At 38.3% G+C, this 17,451-nt stretch carries 11 protein-coding genes and 2 pseudogenes; 3 read left to right on the top strand and 10 right to left on the bottom strand.

What is annotated here, in order from left to right; genetic code table 11:
• Nucleotides 1-245: 245 nt before the first annotated feature.
• Both SynRS9902_RS05620 and SynRS9902_RS05615 read left to right on the top strand, forming a co-directional pair.
• Complete coding sequence (locus SynRS9902_RS05620; RefSeq protein WP_186510292.1) at nt 246-1,448, top strand: glycosyltransferase; 1,203 nt, start codon at nt 246-248, stop codon at nt 1,446-1,448.
• A gap of 24 nt (nt 1,449-1,472) precedes the next feature.
• A complete protein-coding gene (locus tag SynRS9902_RS05615; RefSeq protein WP_255446221.1) occupies nt 1,473-2,975 on the top strand; it encodes an undecaprenyl-phosphate glucose phosphotransferase in 1,503 nt (500 codons plus the stop codon).
• A 264-nt stretch (nt 2,976-3,239) separates the two neighbouring features.
• On the opposite strand, the gene SynRS9902_RS05610 is transcribed toward SynRS9902_RS05615, so the two are convergent.
• The 10 genes and pseudogenes from SynRS9902_RS05610 to SynRS9902_RS05570 form a co-directional block, all read right to left on the bottom strand.
• Nucleotides 3,240-4,481, bottom strand: coding sequence for a glycosyltransferase WbuB (locus SynRS9902_RS05610; RefSeq protein WP_186510291.1), 1,242 nt, complete (start codon nt 4,479-4,481; stop codon nt 3,240-3,242).
• Between the two features lie 444 nt (nt 4,482-4,925).
• Nucleotides 4,926-5,798 (bottom strand): glycosyltransferase, encoded by an 873-nt coding sequence (locus SynRS9902_RS05605; RefSeq protein ID WP_222929479.1) that lies wholly within the window; start codon nt 5,796-5,798, stop codon nt 4,926-4,928.
• A 94-nt stretch (nt 5,799-5,892) separates the two neighbouring features.
• A complete protein-coding gene (locus SynRS9902_RS13605) occupies nt 5,893-6,255 on the bottom strand; it encodes a putative colanic acid biosynthesis acetyltransferase (RefSeq protein ID WP_255446266.1) in 363 nt (120 codons plus the stop codon).
• Nucleotides 6,256-6,473: 218 nt separating this feature from the next.
• On the bottom strand, nt 6,474-7,709 hold the full coding sequence (locus SynRS9902_RS05595; RefSeq protein ID WP_255446220.1) for a glycosyltransferase: 1,236 nt from the start codon (nt 7,707-7,709) through the stop codon (nt 6,474-6,476).
• A gap of 104 nt (nt 7,710-7,813) precedes the next feature.
• Complete coding sequence (locus SynRS9902_RS13810) at nt 7,814-8,491, bottom strand: sulfotransferase domain-containing protein (RefSeq protein ID WP_186510289.1); 678 nt, start codon at nt 8,489-8,491, stop codon at nt 7,814-7,816.
• A 236-nt stretch (nt 8,492-8,727) separates the two neighbouring features.
• Nucleotides 8,728-9,351, bottom strand: a pseudogene (locus SynRS9902_RS13805) (ATP-binding cassette domain-containing protein); the annotation flags it as partial.
• 447 nt (nt 9,352-9,798) lie between these two features.
• Nucleotides 9,799-10,320 (bottom strand): annotated as a pseudogene (locus tag SynRS9902_RS13800) (ABC transporter transmembrane domain-containing protein); the annotation flags it as partial.
• 652 nt (nt 10,321-10,972) lie between these two features.
• On the bottom strand, nt 10,973-12,322 hold the full coding sequence (locus SynRS9902_RS05580) for a hypothetical protein (RefSeq protein ID WP_186510287.1): 1,350 nt from the start codon (nt 12,320-12,322) through the stop codon (nt 10,973-10,975).
• 8 nt (nt 12,323-12,330) lie between these two features.
• The gene (locus SynRS9902_RS05575) at nt 12,331-13,518 is read right to left on the bottom strand and encodes a glycosyltransferase family 4 protein (protein WP_186510286.1); all 1,188 of its coding nucleotides are present in this window, start codon (nt 13,516-13,518) and stop codon (nt 12,331-12,333) included.
• 144 nt (nt 13,519-13,662) lie between these two features.
• Nucleotides 13,663-14,841, bottom strand: coding sequence for a polysaccharide biosynthesis/export family protein (locus SynRS9902_RS05570; protein ID WP_186510285.1), 1,179 nt, complete (start codon nt 14,839-14,841; stop codon nt 13,663-13,665).
• Between the two features lie 83 nt (nt 14,842-14,924).
• On the opposite strand from SynRS9902_RS05570, the gene SynRS9902_RS05565 reads away from it, so the two are divergent.
• Entirely contained in the window at nt 14,925-17,294 is a 2,370-nt protein-coding gene (locus SynRS9902_RS05565; RefSeq protein ID WP_186510284.1) for a tyrosine-protein kinase family protein, read from the top strand.
• Nucleotides 17,295-17,451 lie beyond the last annotated feature (157 nt).

Below are 17,451 nucleotides of genomic sequence, written 5' to 3'. Positions count from 1 at the left end.
AACAAGATATGATCACCATTAAAGTAAAGGGATAAAAAGCGAGACCAAATATTGATGAGAAAAAAGGAGAAAATATGTATAATGAGGAGGTTGGTTCAATACATTAAGAAAAGGTAGAGGTAAGTTAATTACAAGAGATTTGAGATTTTGGCAGAAGAAAGATTAAAATATAATATTAATCTAAGTTGATAACACGTAGTGCAGTATTAATAGCTAATATTAGAGGACGAGTAGGAGTCGACTAAATGACTAGCATACCAAAATATAAAATAGTAATTATTGCCAATTACTTGCCAGACAAGCAAGAAAGCATGTTGCGAGTATCTACTCTGTATAGAAATATTGTCGAAGAAGAGGGATTAAAAACCAAAACATTGCGTCCTACTGACCGTATCGGCAAATTCAGAAAAATTTTCCCGAAAATGGAGAAATGGCTAAATTATATAGACAAGTTTATTATATTTTCTATAGAACTAATCGGGTACAATATATTAAATTACTACAACAAAAATATTGTATATCATATAACTGATCATTCTAATTCAATATATTCACTATGCTTACTAAATAAAGCTAAGGTCATCACATGTCACGACGTTTTGGCGATTAATTCAATGCTAGGGAAAAATCCAAAGAAACGACTAAAATTTAGTGGTAAGCTGCTGCAAAAATTAATTCTTGTAGGAATTAAATGTAATCATAGAATTGTTTGCGTTTCTAAAAAAACGGAAAATGAGATCAGGAAATTGGTAGATGATAAGAATACAAAAATAAATACTGTATTGCAGCCATTAAATTATAAATTCGAACCTATAAAAAAAGAGAAAGCAATTAGAATAGTTATCAAACAAATAGTGCAGTATAATGAATGTATAGAAAACGGTTTTATATTGCATGTTGGTGGCAATCAATGGTACAAGAATAGAATGGGACTCTGTGCTATATACAATGAATTAAATAGCATACGATCTAACTTAAATCAGTCGAGAATACCTCTTATCTTAGCAGGAAAGAAGCCAACAAGAGAACTTGTATGCTTTGCAGAAAAACATAGAGATCTGAAAATTATATTTTTAATATCACCAACAAACAAAGAAATAAACGCTCTCTATTCCTTGGCTAATTTACTACTATTTCCTTCAATTGAAGAAGGATTTGGTTGGCCAATCGTTGAAGCAATGGCTTGTGGGTGCCCAGTAGTTACAACAGGTAAGGAACCAATGACAGAAGCTGGAGGAAGTGCTGCGATATATATAGACCCTTCAGATAGCGTATCTGCCGCAAAGATAACCAACGAGGTAATTAACTGGAGTAAAGATAGGAAAAAAATGCAGGCAGAGTTAGGGTTCCAAAACGTTAAACGATTTTGTCGTAAGGCATTCGCGCAAGAGTACAGAAGGGCATATGAAGACGCACTGGGCATCAACAAGAAAGACAGTAGCGATTAATACAATTGGAGCCCCGTTAAAATAGTGAATAACTCCAAGTACAGAGGGCAAATTGTTAAAATGAATAGAAGCTTATTGGGTGAGGACAGAATAAGAATTATGGCTGAAAAACTAATCGGAAGTATTTTACATTCAGGTCGCCTTTATGCAAATGGTAAAAGCATTGGAAGACTTCAACGATTATTAGACATATTGATAATTGGGTTAATATTTTATGGATATCAGCCTAGATCAGCATGGACGGCAAGCTTTGTGAGCATTCCTACAATATACATTGTAATTACAATTACAGCTATTTTGCTTCCAAAAGCTGGAATATACAAAAGCTATCGTCATAAAACACTTAATCGTATGCTCCAAAGAATTAACTCAACCTGGTTTTCAGTTGTATGTTTTGTTGTTCTAGCAACATTTTTAAACAAGAGTAGTGAATATTATTCGCGCATTGCAATGACTGCATGGGCTTTATCAAGTTGGATTTGGTTAATTAGCACGCACATATTATCAAGAATGTATTTGCGTAGTATTCGGAGAATAGGACTAAATAGCAGAACGGTATTATATTGGGGGGATCCACAGGCAGCATACAACTTTTCAAATCAGCTATTAAACAACCCATGGATGGGCTATAAAATAGTAGCTTGGTTCTCGCCAGTAATAGTAGAGGAACAACCTAGTAATTTACCTAAATGTCTTGGCGGAATAGATGAACTAAAGAAATGGTGCGATAAAAATAGTGTAAACTGCATTGTGTTTAGCAATTCATCATCATCAGAGAAGATATCGGTAAATCAGAATATCTTCAACATATTTGGAAATACATGTTCACGAGTTCTCTACGCACCTGATTGGTATGTTGAATCAATGAGATTTGAATGTGAATCTATAGGAAATCAACATTGTATCGAAATATGGGGTGCAAAACAAACATACGATGAAATAGTTTTAAAGAGATTATTTGACTTAACGATCTCAATGGTAGGAATAGTTGTAATCCTCCCAGCATTAATCGCTATTGCGATTGGAATTAAATTATCAAGCCGAGGGCCAATATTATTTCGGCAAAAGAGATGTGGTCTAGATGGTAAGACGTTCGTGTGTTATAAATTTAGGTCCATGTATGTTGATACAGAAAGTAAGACAAGTGATCTAAAACAAGCAACAAAGGATGATCCTAGGGTGACAAGCATCGGAAAGTTTCTTAGGAGATGGAGCCTAGATGAATTACCACAATTATTAAATGTAGTTCTTGGAGATATGAGTTTAGTTGGACCAAGGCCACATGCATTAGAACACGATAGAATATATAGGGAATTAATCACTGGTTATACACAAAGACATGTCTTTAAGCCCGGAATGACAGGGCTTGCACAAGTAAGTGGCTATCGTGGTGAAACAAAAGATATTTCAGCAATGCAGGCAAGAATAGAGGCAGATCTCGAGTATCAAAAGGATTGGAGCCTAATAGTTGACATAGAAATATTATTCAGGACAATATTTACTTTGGCATCTTCAGAAGCCTATTAACATTACAAAGGAACTCCAAGGTGTAAAATTACAAATCTATAAACTGCTTTCAAGATATTCAGACATTGAGATAAACGCTAATGCGCTGTACTAAATAAATATTAAGCAAAAGTCTTATATCAATGTAATAAATAAAGGACCATAACATTGCTAAATCTAATAATAAAAGCGTTCCTTAGGACATAAAAAATTAGTTAAGGTAAGCAAGACAGAAGGAAATATTATTCAGGATGGCAATAAGATTGACGCAAAAACGAAACATGATCAACCATTTTTTGATAAAAGTAGAAGTTGCTCCTCAAACCGCCTAAGAATAGTATTTTTATCCAGAGAATTAACAGCTATATTCCTTGCTTGTGTACCCAAACGGGACCTTAACTGCGAATCTGATATCAAACTTCGAATTCGAGTTGAAAAAGTATCAACGTCACCTGGATTGACACAGAAACCTGCTTCATCAGCAATACATGCTAATTCGCTACCCGGCGTTGAGGTAGCCACAACTGGTCGGCCACTTGCAAGAATACCTAATAGCTTAGAGGGCAAAACCAGATCAGCAGCTTCGGCCTTTTGAGGAAGAAGATGAATGTCTGCCACGTTAAGCCAATCGTTCATACGCTCTAACGGTTGCAAGGGCAGATGACGAACTTGGGACAGTCCTTGTGTGGCAGAAACCAACTCAGCCTTGGTAGGACCTTCACCAGCGAGCAACCACGTAAGATGAGGAATGTCAGAAAGTTGGTGAATTACCCTTACAAGAAGATCAAGGCCCTGTTTCTTGTTCATGGAACCTGAATACATAAGCACTAGCTGGTCAGAGGCAATATTCAACTCACGACGGTATGAATTATCATCACGATAGTGATTGGATTGTGGATAAATCAAATTAAGGTCAACCCAGTTCGGGAACTTATAAGTATGGGATAGTTGAACACCTTTAACACCGAGTCTGGAAACCATTGAATTACTAATGCTGCTGACTCGAGTAAAACGACGCAAAGTAGATCGTTCCCAGGCTTCCGCCAAAGAACGAAGCAATTGGCCCTTGAGCAAACCCAACTCGAAGGCAGCATCGAGTTCGAAATCCTGAATATGCAACCAGGTATTGGTTTGCTCTCCACAAAGAGAACCAAGGAGCAAAGTTCCAGGAGCACAAAAAACTGCTGGTGCAACGGTGATGACAACATCGGGGGTCCAGAAGCACTGAGCAAGGAGCGGGCCGAGACTAGATAATGCAAAACTTGCAAGGTGCAACAACCTTGTAATCCCTCTAGGTCGACGCGGTACCCAGATGGGACATCGGTAAATTTTCACACCTTCATCTACTTCAATCCCATAACAGTTGAGAAACCCAGGTGATACACGCCAAGCTGGAAAATAAGGCGGTGCAGTGATCACACGAATCTGATGACCCTGAGCGCACAACCATTTAGCGAGTTCACCGCTGTACTTACCGATACCAACTGGTTCGGGAGCGTAGTTAAGGCCGTAAAGCAAAATTTTCATAAAAAATGGGGAGGTAGACTAGAAAAATCGCGAACAACATAACCGCTTGTAATCTAAACAAGCATATCGCTCCTATTGGTGTCAGTTGAAAAGGATGCCAGTGGCTACCGCATAATATGCAGAAATTCTTACGGTATCTACAGAAATATTGATTGGCACTATTGCAATGGTTTAGCAAACGCTAATAGATGGTCTGTGGAAAAGAATTATAATTGTAGTGAATAAATTTTTCCTGGATCCACAATAGAGATAGAGAAAAATATACAATTGACAAGCTTTGATCAAAATCCATAGCAAGCGCACGATCAGACTTCAAAACACTTACATCACCGCAATATCTCAGCCTAGGAACATAAAAGAAGGTAGTATCAGACCAGATGACATAACTGAAGGTATTAAATCAAAAAAAAGGCGGCAAGAAGCCTAATATAAAATTACAAACAATCAGTAAACTGGAGGCAGGGGGGTATGATTCTGATTTTCCAATTCACGCAAACGACAGGCAATCTGAGTAAAATAAGCAGCCTTAAGTAGACAAAATGCGAAGCCAGTTGAACCATCTCGCCATCCACCCATTGCAAAGAAACTCACAAGGAAGAAGGCCAACCCCCCCCACGGTGAACTGATCAGACTGTACTTAAAGCGCTGATGAGGTTTCCAAGCAGATTGAGAAGGGGGAAAATGTCGAAATTGATAAAGACGATGAGCCTCCCAAGCGGCATATTCATTGTGTTTGCAAAGGTAAGAGTCAATACCACGAAGGTCACGATGGTCAATTCGGGAGCGGATCAAGCCAATAGAGCCAGAAACAACAGGATGTTCATGGACCTCCATATCGCACTGCGACCACCGATCTTCCTCAATACGTTCGTATTCGACCTCGCCTACACGAAAAAGGGCAAGCTTTCGCAAGGGGTAACCGCCTTGTAGGCGTCGTCCAAGGAAATAGTTGGTGTAGCTAAGCAGAAATCCTTGATGGGTTGAGTCCGAGAGGGCGGAAGCAATCTCGAGCTTCACAGCAGAAGTAAGAATCTCATCAGCATCAAGGAACAATACCCACTCCGTGCTTGGAGTATGGTGTCGCAGAAACCAATTGCGTTTTTTTGGAAAGTGCCCGTCCCAGTGGAAATCAATAACATCCACGCCATAGTTGCGAGCAACATCAGAGGTGGAATCACTGCTCGAAGAATCGATGACGACAACACGACTACAAAAATCCGAACCAATGGCTTGAAGACAAACAGCGAGGTTGGATTCTTCGTTTTTAACAGGAATGGCTATCGTGAGTTGAGTCAGGATGCAATTAGAACTAGTCACGATGAAATAAAGTGAAGAAATGCGGTTGGAAGAAAGTAAAAAACATATCTCAAATGTACTCTCATTATTGAATCAAGGAAGTAGCCAAAAAATATTAGATTTGTGTGTCTCCAGAATGGGAATCGACAGCTTTGGGATGTATGCGAGCCTTGAGAGGCCGGGCAGGATTACCGGCACAGACCATCCATCTCGGCTGAGAACGGATCACGACGGCTCGAGCACCGATAACTGTTCCCTCCCCAACTGAAACACCAGGACCCACAAAAGCCTCTGAACAGATCCAAGCATCTGATTCAATAGTAATCGGTTTAGCATAAAGGGAAAACGTAATCGAATTGTAGTTGTGACTGCCAGTACAAAGGTGAACACCCTGGGAAACAACCACTCGTTCACCCAGAACGACCGGAGCAATGCAGTAACAGTTGACGCGCGGGCCGAGACAGGCCTTAGAAGACATTTTTAAATTCCATGGAGCCCAGATACGAACCTCGCTGTAAACATGGCAACCAGGTGCGATGGATGCCCCAAAACACCTAAGCAACCAGCAACGCCAGGCATGCATCAAGGGCGGGGTTGGTCGGAAAAGAAACAGCCAAACAAGGTGCCATAACAATCTGGCTAATCGATTAAGCCGACTAAAGCTAGGGCCCTCAAATGAATTCGAATTCGCCAGAATCATCTGTTTCGGCTGTTTTTGAGAGCGGTATCAAACAACGGAATCAGATTTTTTGCCACAGAAGCAAAGTCAAACTTATCGGAAAAAAGCTTCCGGCCACGCTCACCCATATCCGTGCGATCAGCTGGCGTCATCAACAGCCACTGACGTAAGGCGTTAATAGTACTTAATATATTATCAGCATGTACAATGCCAGCATCAGCAGCAGCAACATCGGCGGAAATATTCACCGGTTCGGCAATAACGACTGGCAGTCCACAGGCAAGAGCTTCAGCCACCACGATGCCAAAGTTTTCCTGGTGAGAAGGCAAGCAGAAAAGTTCAGCACAACGAAAAGCCCCCCACTTGAGGTCATCGCAGAGCATGCCAGGCCAGGTAATACGTTCTGCGATACCAAGATCAGCGGCACGTTGTTGCATAGTTTCTTGAAATCCCACCTGATTAGGCCCAGCAATGACAAGCTGCAAACTGGGTTCGAGTGAGGCCACAGCCGCGAAAGCCTCAATAAGTAAGTCGACGCCTTTCTTTGGATGAATGCGACTGAGAAACAACAATAAGCGCTTACCACGCAAATGGGGAAATTGATCGAGAAACGCAGTACGCTGCCGTTCTTTGTGGCAAGGAGGTTGAGAAGTACCATATCCGACAACTTTTTCGTTAGCTTGATAAAGCCCAAATGACTGCCTTGCAAGCGAACGCTCTTGCTCGGTGGTAAATAAAACGGCTGATGCATCGCGGAGAACTCGGTAATCAGCCCAGGGCCAATAACACCATTTTTTAAGGTGTTTAAGCGGATAAGCGCGCTTGAACCAGGGGTCCAACATTCCGTGGGGATAGACAAAATAAGGAACACCGCTTCCCCTCAAGGCACGCCAAGTTGCTAAGGCATGGTATTGCCACAGGCCGTGAATGACTACACAATCAGACTCGAGGGCGAGAGTTCGAATATCACAAGGAAGTTTGCGACGATATCCATAACTACCAAAAACAGGACCTAGACCAATCGCCTTAAGATCCTCGTTGTATAGCCAAGGAGAATTGGGAGAATCAAGGCTTGCGACTGTAGAAAAGACCCCTAACTCAGCAAGATGCGGCGAAATCTGCCGAACCCCCTCAGCTGGCCCGCCTCCACGAGGGTCAAACGAGTGTATAAGGCGAAGTATTTTCAAAAAAAAACAATTACAAAATGATCTTAGAAAACGTTTGAATGATTGACAAAGCAGGTTAGCAATCAAACACAGCAGACAAAAAAATATATAAACACATGGGAATCTAAGTTAGAGCAGTCAAAGAAATAGAGAGAATGTGAATGAGAAATCCTTCGAAGCCAAGAATCATCTCAGAAAGATTTGTTAGAAAGTAAATCGTACAGTGAATCACATTGGGAATCTAAAATTGGTGAAACGGCTGGACGAGAAGCTTGCCTTACCAACGAATTTCGACACTGAATCAAATTACCTTTATCAATATTTAAACAATTCTCTAAAACAGAAAACTGCTGTAACTCTGCCGAAGAACATAGCTCATCATAGGAGACATATAAGGTTGTACATATACTGGGCAACAAGAGCGATTGATTGTAAGTCTCTAGAAAAATCTGCTTAATATCAGAAAAAGCAAGGCTAGGTCTAAGCTTGAAATAGCTGTTTGCATAATCAGAAAAAGATCTATAGATAACAATTGCTATGGGATTGAAACCAAGATCCATTAATAGTGGCGGCAACATATACGACAGAAGCGGAAACTTGAAAAGCTGAGATAAAGAAGACAATTTCCTAAGCTTCTGAAGAGCTCTATTACGAAAATAATTGGAAAGAGAATCGGAATAGTTAGCCAATAATCTTGACTTCTTCAGATCTCCGTAACATGAAATCAAAAGTGGATGCTCATAATATCCAGAGCTGGGATTCCACTCCCTGTCCGGCAAGCCACTGCTGATGCCAGAGCACGATAATATTGAGGCAAGTAATGTTGTACCTGATCTGGGTGCACCAAGAATAACTACAGGATGATTCACCTAAATGTTCTAAAAGTAAATACTAGCAAAATTTAAACACAAATATCTAAAGTGAGGAAAACGATACTTTTAAAATCAAAGTGAACTCATCACAAAGGCCGATTACAAAATCAACAAAATCTTGAAATAAAAAAGGGAAATATTTGAGATCAATTTAAAATGTGGCAATTATTTAATATGGGTCAAGACATGGTAAAATAATAAAAAATGAAGTATTTAATTAAAATCTTAGCGGCTCATCCGCTTGCGGATGAGTTGACAAGACTTCTAAAAATGGAATTATTGGCAATTAACTCGTCATAAGTTCCGATACCTTTAATGGTACCTTTATCCAAAACAATAATACGGTCGCAATGCATTATCGTTGAAAGTCGATGAGCAATAGCAATCACAGTCACACTAGTTTTTAACTCTTTTATAGAGGTCATAACTTGGTGCTCTGTATAATTGTCTAGGGCACTTGTGGCTTCATCAAGCACTAATAATTCTGATTGTTTGTACAAAGCCCTTGCTATGCCAATCCTTTGTCGTTGGCCTCCACTTAAAGAAATACCTCTTTCACCTACAGTAGTATTAAATCCATTTGGCAAGGTTTCTATAAAACTATCAATGGAAGCTTGCTGTGCAGCTAAGCGCAATCTTGATCGATTTATGTCAGAATATGGTACTCCGTATGCAATATTAGATTCAATATCATTATCTGATAAGTAGATGGATTGAGGCACATGTGCTAAACGTTTCTGCCACGATTCCATAAATTTTTGATTTTGATGAACATCTTCATTATCAATCAAAATATTACCTTTACTAGGCTTTAACAGCCCTAAAACAAGATCTACGAATGTAGACTTGCCAGAACCGGTAACGCCAACAAGCGCTACAAACTCACCTTTAGAAATGGAGACATCAATATTTTGTAGAGTTAAATTTTCGTCATTGGCGTATTGGAAACATACATTATTAAACTTAATAAGAGGTTCATCGGAGTAATTTTGTGGCAATGAGATTGAAACATCTTTAAACTTGTCATTAAATGAATCGTTGGTACCAGTGTGCTTTTTAAATTCCTCTAATGGAGATTTGTTTGCTTGCAATGATCCCAACGTATTGAAACATTGCTGAAGCGGTTGCATAAGTTTGTATGCGCCTAAACTTACAGCAGCTAGTGTTGGCAACAAAAAAGTTAATTCATTGCCAAGAATGACATAAAAAAGTGCGACTAAAGTAATTATTATTATCAGGAAACCTTCAACCAAGTATCTAGGAATAGATGATTTGATAAGAATTACAGCATCATTTAATAAGCGCTTCCTGTTGTAAAAATCATAGTTATCGACGAATATATTGTAGTGATTGCCCAACATAAGTTCTCGAATTCCACCTAAGCTTTCCTGTAAAATATTGAGACTTTTACGATAGTTGAGCGTTCGGTCCTTGCCGATCTTCCGAAAGTCTTTGCGAAAAAGACGAAATATTAAAATATAGAAGAGAGAAATTGAAATACAGGCTGAAACCATAATTTGTGGAGATATTAAAAACAAGTAAATACCTACAATGAGTATAAGAGTAGAATTAACGCAAAGAGTGAGAAGACCCTTGATAATAGAACCTACACGGTCAACATCTTGTGTCAAAAGAGATATAATGTTGCTACTATTGTTTTGAACATGCCACTCATAGGAATTATTAAGAACAGATTTGAAAGTTATTTTACCTAAATCTGCACATATTAATGAGCCTAATCGTAGCTGATTCCTAATTGTAAGACTTCGTATAGTAGAACTAACAATTATCAATATGATGAAACAGAGCCCAAGCCCCGGCAACATTAGATTAGAAGGTAGATGTTTGAATAGAGACCCAAATATTCCTAACTTGTATATGTTATTTTCAAGGTTTGAGAGTATTCCCAAAAACGGAATCAATGTTCCTATGTTCAAAGCCTCACAAATGGCAGAAAGAATACTTAGCGCAAAAAGGCTAATAATTTGAAATCTTCTCCTTTTCGATAATAGTCCAAGCAGAAAAAAATAATCTCTGAGAGTGCTATTAAATTTTTCTACTTTAACAATCATCGCAAGAATGTAAATAGACTTTAAAAGTGTAAGGGGATAAGTTGTTTATTAGGGTATTACATATTGTCGAAAAGTTAAGACTAAAAGATTTCTAAGTAAGTCGAGATTGAAACACGAATTTTCGGGGGATACAAATGCATATTGGATAGAACTGAATGATCTATTTACTGTATAAATCAAGAATAGATTCCCTCATACCATAACACGTGAAGACATAGGATTCCTCAAACAAGAGCCAAAGTCTTTATTTTGTAGCTTTAACTACAATTTATGTCCCTGGATTTAAAGAAGGCAAAAAATCAAGTGCAACCATAATTGAGTAAATAAATTGCAAAGATATTTTGAGCTAGTGATCGATTCTATTATTTATCCGTGGAATAATTGTCAATATTGAGTGATGGCTAAATCATTCATTATCCAGAACACTTGATGCTAAAGTTAGGCCAGTTGTTGCAACGATAAAACCAAGACCGGATGATTGGCCAAGCTGACCACTTAAGACACCCCACAAAGAAGATGATGCAAGTATTGCTGTAGTTAGGTTATGATTATGTATTATTTCATTGATAAAAAGCCTTACTATGTAGTATGAGAGTGAAATTCTCCAAAAAATAAAGATAGTGCCTAGAAACAAGCCCAGCTCACCCATTTGTTTACCCCAAGATGTTTCTCCCAAAAGAAACTTCCTGTTACCACTCAATCTAACGGCACCTATGTTACTGCCCATTCCGATGCCGTGCCCTAACAGAGGGTAAGAATCTCTATGTATGATGGGGGCAGTGTATTGGCTTAACACCCGACCTTGTAGAAGATCTCCTACAACTTCTGCATTGCTTTCAGATCCATCACTTGCTTCTGCCTGTGCTGCTAATTCCCATCTCAAAGCAAAAGCATCAGTAGCATCTTTTACCAAAGGTACGCTAAGGGCAGCCAAGGATAAAAAGTAAACTATAATAAGACCATAAATCAGTGACAGTATACGCGTTCTAGTGACAATAGATATAACCATTGTAGTTACAAATACTATCGCATAATTTGCCATCAAACGCCTACTAATGGAAACGGGTAGAGCAATAACTAGAGATAATAAACAGAGTAAAATAATCAGACGTTTCAGATTAACGGGTGCTATATATTTCTGTTTGCAATTTTTATTGCGATTTTCAAGCGTTGAGCCATACAAAACAGACATCAAAGATGCGGCACTAAATGTAAAGAAAGTAGCCACAGAATTGGTAAAGCTAAAAATAGCAGAGGGTCTATATTTTCCAGCAGCACCACTAAATGCTGATGTCCCAGATCCACCTGGAGCAACATTTAATATATGAGATGGAGGGGTTGAAGACTGTGCAGTAATTAATAAAACCATCGGCACACTAATTAACATCGTAGCCCACAAGGCACGCAATACATCTGACCTGGTGAATACTAACGGAAAAACAAAAATAAGCGGTAGCTGAATCCAATATATTCTTAAACCATAAAGGGCAGTGAACCAATCGCCGTGACCAACATATAGAGCCAAGATGAAGCCAATTAAACCAATATATATAAGGATTTGAATCCTAACCCAATAGATTGATTTTATAAGTAAAGGCCACGCCCAGAACAAAGCCAGCAAAGCGATAGGGTCTCGTACAAGTAGCAAAGGAGTCGATAAAAAAGGCAAGAACCATTTACGTAATGCACCCTCAAATATCAATAAAAAAAGATAGGACCAAAGAAGAAATTTAATTTTCTTTTTTTGGGAATTCATAAGGATTTTCAACAAGTAACACTATTGATGGCTCTTACTAATTGCTGCTGATACAATTGGAAGCTTAGGTATTTAGATCTCTGAAGACATGCCTCTTTCATGCATCGCAACCGATCCCTATCTTTATCTAAAAGATCTAAACATTCTATAATGGAGTAAGTATCCCTTATTGGTACTAGAAATCCCTCTATTCCATGACGAATACATTCTGGTCCACCAGAATGAATAGTTGTGATAATAGGAATTCCTTGCGACAATGCTTCAGTTATCACAAGACCAAATCCATCAAACAACGTAGGGAACAGCAAGACATCATGATTTTTCATTTGATGAAGAATCTGATCATGAGGAAGTGTTTGAATCCAAGCATGATGATCCAGGGCTTTATTTAATGGTTCACAGTCCTGTGTCGTTTTTTTCCCAATCATTGTAAATATTACTCTATCTTTTAAGGCATTAACGGCATCAATTGCGTAAGAAAGACCCTTACGTTGCGTCAATGATCCAACATACAAAACACGTAGTGGACCTTTATGATTAGGAGGTTCTTTCAGTAATGATTTTATGGGAGAACAATAGGGAATAACAAAAGTGTTTTTGTTAACTTTAGAGTTTTCTGTTAGTGTTGATTTTACAAATGTACTGGCGACTATAACTAGATCTGCTAATTCTAGCTCATCATCTTTTCTTCGGAGCTTTTCTTGACTATCACTTAAGCCAGGCAAAGTATTAGCCCAATCAGGATTTAGTTCCATCTCCTCCTCATATATATTTCTAGCACTTTTCCAATATCCAATTGGCAACTCATAAATACACTTTAATCCCTGTTTCTTTGCATTAATAAAAGTATCTCTTGCTCCATCTTCATATGAATACACCGCGGCAGCTGTTGTACCTTTTTTAATCCTGGATGCAACATTTTGATCAAAACATTTGTAAACTGAATAGACAGATAGAGGATGAGATTCTTGGTTTATTCTCTGAAAAAAACTTATTCGAGCATATACCTGTCTAAGAATCTCTCGATACGGATAACAAACTTGTTTTGATTCAGGTATTTCACTGAAAACTCGACGGAAGTATTCATCTTTTATTTTTCCTCCAAGAGAATTTATGATAGGGTTGTATTTTGGAAGGCTAATACAAGTATTGAATTCCTGCAAAAGGTCGCAATCGTACAATACTTTTGCAGTCATGCGTACATTAAAGTTCCCAGTAGGATGAGATAATATAATCATTTTGGTTGAAATCTTAGCCGATTAAAATCGTATATATATTTACCCAAAACAATTCATATAGGGGATTTTTTATAAACCAATAATATTGGAAGGTATTTACAATCATTGAGAAGCTCCACCATCTTCCTCTCTGTCAAATAACACAAAATTCTCCTTAAGTTTAAGGTTAAAAGTATCATCAGTCATGTTATATAGAGATATTGCTGTCATGATATCACCCATGGGACCAGAAACCTCGTTTAGGATATCTGTTGATTTAGCAAAAAGATTTCTTTTCACACGTATTGTATCTCCATTTTTTAATATTGGATTTTTGTCAGATGAAACACCCTCTTTAAGGTTTAACTTAAATTTATTTAAAGTTGCTGTACCATTTCTGCTCATTCGAACAAGCTCGACTTTTCTTTCATTTGCTCTATATTGATGAGAACCACCTGCAATCAAGATAGCCTGTGTCAATGTAGTATTTGAATTGACTCTAAGTCGTCCTGGTTTCTCAACCTCTCCGATCACATTGACTTCAATGGTTTGAGGAGATAAATTTATTGCTGCAATCTTTATGATTTCGGCTGATAGCTTTTTGTCTTTTGGTATCTCAATTACATCGCCGTCATAAAGAAATGGGTTTTGTGTTTGATCTCCCCTTAGCATAAGATCAATCAGATCAAGTGTAAGCTCACTATATTGATCTGACTTTTTTTGCGTTCTTCGTTTTAAAATTACTCCATCAAGTTTTGCCTCTTGGGTGATTCCTCCAGCTTTTTGGATTGCATCAACAATTGTTGGCAATCCAGTAACTGACACTCTTACAGCACCTTCTGTTCCCAAGGTCTCTCGAGTACCCAAGGTATATAAGCCGGGTTGCTCAACTTCGCCAATCAAAGCAATACGAACAGGCCTCGGAGTGACAAGACTAAGCGTAATATCAGGCCGCAATAATATTCGGGCTAAGTTTAATCTAATTTTATCTATAGTCTGATTAATTGTAAGCCCTTCTACATTGATCGATCCAACAAATGGTAAAGATATAGATCCATCATTCAACACCTCCAATTTACCCGACAATTCTTTTGCATCAAATACTGTTAAATTGAAAAGATCACCGGGGCCAACTAAATACTGACCTCGCTCAAAAGCAGATGAAATATGGCTGTTGCTACTGCTAATGCTAGGAACTCTTAATTGCCCTGCATCCTGGGCATATGCCTGAACAACTCCCAAAAAAGTATGTGATGTTACAACTGATGCCACAAAGCCCTTTAAATATGTGCTGAGCAGCATCGAGAAGACTTTCGTTCTATAAGAGGTAATATAGCAAGTGGAAAGTTCTAGGTCCACTTGGGCTGCAGCCAATGACAACTAATATGCCTGAAAACAGCTCAGAAAATACTATTTCTTTATCAGAGATAGCATTTTCACTCAAACGTCGTTGGAAAATTATTTTCATATCCTTCAGCTTACTGTTCACATTCAATACAATATATATACTTTACAATTGGAGCTTTAATCGACAATATAAAGGTGGTGTCAAAATTCTAATCGTCGATCCTTTTGGAGAGTCGAGTGGCGGCCAAGGAATGCCAAGCGGAGGCTTAGACAATCAATTTTTCGAAGAGTTAGCGAGAAACAATACGGCAACCAATATACCCACATTAATCGAGGTACTCAAAAGCAAGTCTGTACTTGGAAAATTATCAGCATCCAATGACATTTTTTATGGAAAATTGGTTAGATCCATAGAAATCATTGCTAAGGGTGAAAACGCTGGCGGCGGTGGGCTTGCAGCCATGCGAGGAGGCGGAGGAGAAGCAGGAATCTTGCAGATTTCTTTAAATTGGCACGACAGATCAGAGGGCAAGAAAATTCTTGATTTATTCACGGATACAATCTTAAATTTTTCACAGAAAGAAAAGGAATTGCGGCTGCAAAAGGGTATTGATTTTCTTAATAGGCAGTCACCAGACTTAGAAAAAGAGGTTGAAAACATGCAATTAAAGCTTGCCGATTTTAGGCGTGTTCACTCCATGGTTGATCCACTCAGAACAGGTGAAAATATCAAAAAAAACGAGAATAAAATTCGAGATGAGATATTGGAAATTGAAAAGTCTAGAGATCGCCTTCTACAAGCTCGCTCTGAGATTGTTGCTGGAAATGTTTCTGCTTTAGGTTATAAAGAAGGCATAACAGACAGGGGTTCTGGGGCTCAGCTTACAATCTCTGATGTAGACCAAAGCCTATTGAAAGAGATGCAGAAAGTTGAGTCTCTACTTGCTGCTGCTCGTTCAACATATCAGCCCGATTCACTTATGGTGAGAGGCTTATCAAAGAGACTGGAAAATTTACGTCCACTGTTAATTTCAAACCAACTGGACGCTGTCGATGCTGCTCTGGCGTTGAATAAAGGACGTCTAATTAATGCAGAAAAACGTGCAGAAGATACGGAAAAAAGATTTCTTTCGATTCAAAATATTATAAAGGAATATGAGAGTCTTCAAGAACGTTTAAATCAAGCCAGATCCAAACTTAATGGTCTGGTGAGCGCGCGCGAGGCATTTGAGCTTGATAGTGCTCAGAATAGTGTTCCATGGCGTATTATTTCGCCTCCTGGAATGTCACACATTCCTTTTTCTCCCAGACCAAAACGTGATTTTATAGTTGCCTTTGTTTTTTCTTTGGTTTCCGGTGCAGCAATTGCTTATGTCTTTGATTTACGTCAAAATGTATTCTATTCTTCAAAGTCGGTATTCTCTTCCATAAAACTTGCGAGCATCATTCACATTCCATTTGTACCAGTTTTAAATAAATTGAAATCATTTTCAATTTCAAAGATTGATAACGACCAGAACGGTCCCAGTGACAGAATCATGATCAATCTTTTTGGTTCTGCCAAAAATGTTGATTCATTAATTGAATATGAAAACTCGTTCCGAAAGCTCTACAGCATCATCAAGTTTGTACACTACGACAAGAATATTAAATCAATTGTCTTTACAAGCTCAGTAGCTTCAGAGGGTAAATCTCTGATAGTTTCATCATTTGCAATATTTTTATCTCAACTGGGCCGCAAAGTCCTGCTGATCGATGGTGATTTTCGTAAGCCTCGGCTCCATAGGTTACTTAATATAAAACTGGAAAACGGATTTTCTAATTTATTAGATGATAACAGCCTGCAATTTAAAGATGTAACAAATAAAATCTCCAATTTTGACAATCTTGATCTAATACCTGCAGGAAACTCATTGACTGAACCGACTCTGTTATTTAGCTCTACTCGCCTTAAAATATTGATGGATTTGTTGCATGATTCAACCTCCTATGATTTCATCCTGATTGACACACCTCCAGCACTTATTTGTTCCGATGCTTCCATGATCACTCGATATTGTTCAACTTCTCTTTACATAGTATCTTTAAGGAATGTCAAAAAAAATATAGCAATTAAGGCCATAGATGATTTCACAACCGTTTATGATAATTGCCTGGGTGCTATTTCGAACTCTACTAAATTCGAATTAACTTCTCCAGACGATTATTCAAAACAATACTCCAGCTATTACAGCAGATCATCAATGTTCAAATCCTCTAATGAAGAGTCCGGCCAAGAAAATCTTGTTTCGTCGGCATCAAGCCTAAAAAGGCTTATGCGTCGCGCATCAAATACTTCATTTGTTAATAAGACGATTAACTCAGCTACAAAGATGTATGTTAGATTCAAGAATTGGGTTATTACTTAAACAATAGTTGTTTATATTATTTACTCTTCAATGCTGTCTTCATTTGTTTAGCTGCGCCATACGTAAAGCAATTCATTTATCCTCAATCCATAGAAAGCGTGCACACCATATTTAGCGACAATTAAGGCCATGCCAACAGCCTCAGCACTTTTAACAA

The organism is Synechococcus sp. RS9902 (assembly GCF_014279635.1).
In the GTDB taxonomy this organism is placed as follows: Bacteria; Cyanobacteriota; Cyanobacteriia; order PCC-6307; family Cyanobiaceae; genus Parasynechococcus.
This window is presented reverse-complemented; position numbering and strand designations above follow the sequence as displayed.

Bases quoted from the DNA above. Each gene is read 5' to 3' on its own strand.
- SynRS9902_RS05620 (WP_186510292.1), top strand. From the start codon at position 246: ATGACTAGCATACCAAAATATAAAATAGTAATTATTGCCAATTACTTG.
- SynRS9902_RS05610 (WP_186510291.1), bottom strand. From the start codon at position 4,481: ATGAAAATTTTGCTTTACGGCCTTAACTACGCTCCCGAACCAGTTGGT.
- SynRS9902_RS13605 (WP_255446266.1), bottom strand. From the start codon at position 6,255: ATGTCTTCTAAGGCCTGTCTCGGCCCGCGCGTCAACTGTTACTGCATT.
- SynRS9902_RS05580 (WP_186510287.1), bottom strand. From the start codon at position 12,322: ATGAATTCCCAAAAAAAGAAAATTAAATTTCTTCTTTGGTCCTATCTT.
- SynRS9902_RS05575 (WP_186510286.1), bottom strand. From the start codon at position 13,518: ATGACTGCAAAAGTATTGTACGATTGCGACCTTTTGCAGGAATTCAAT.
- SynRS9902_RS05570 (WP_186510285.1), bottom strand. From the start codon at position 14,841: ATGCTGCTCAGCACATATTTAAAGGGCTTTGTGGCATCAGTTGTAACA.
- SynRS9902_RS05565 (WP_186510284.1), top strand. From the start codon at position 14,925: ATGCCTGAAAACAGCTCAGAAAATACTATTTCTTTATCAGAGATAGCA.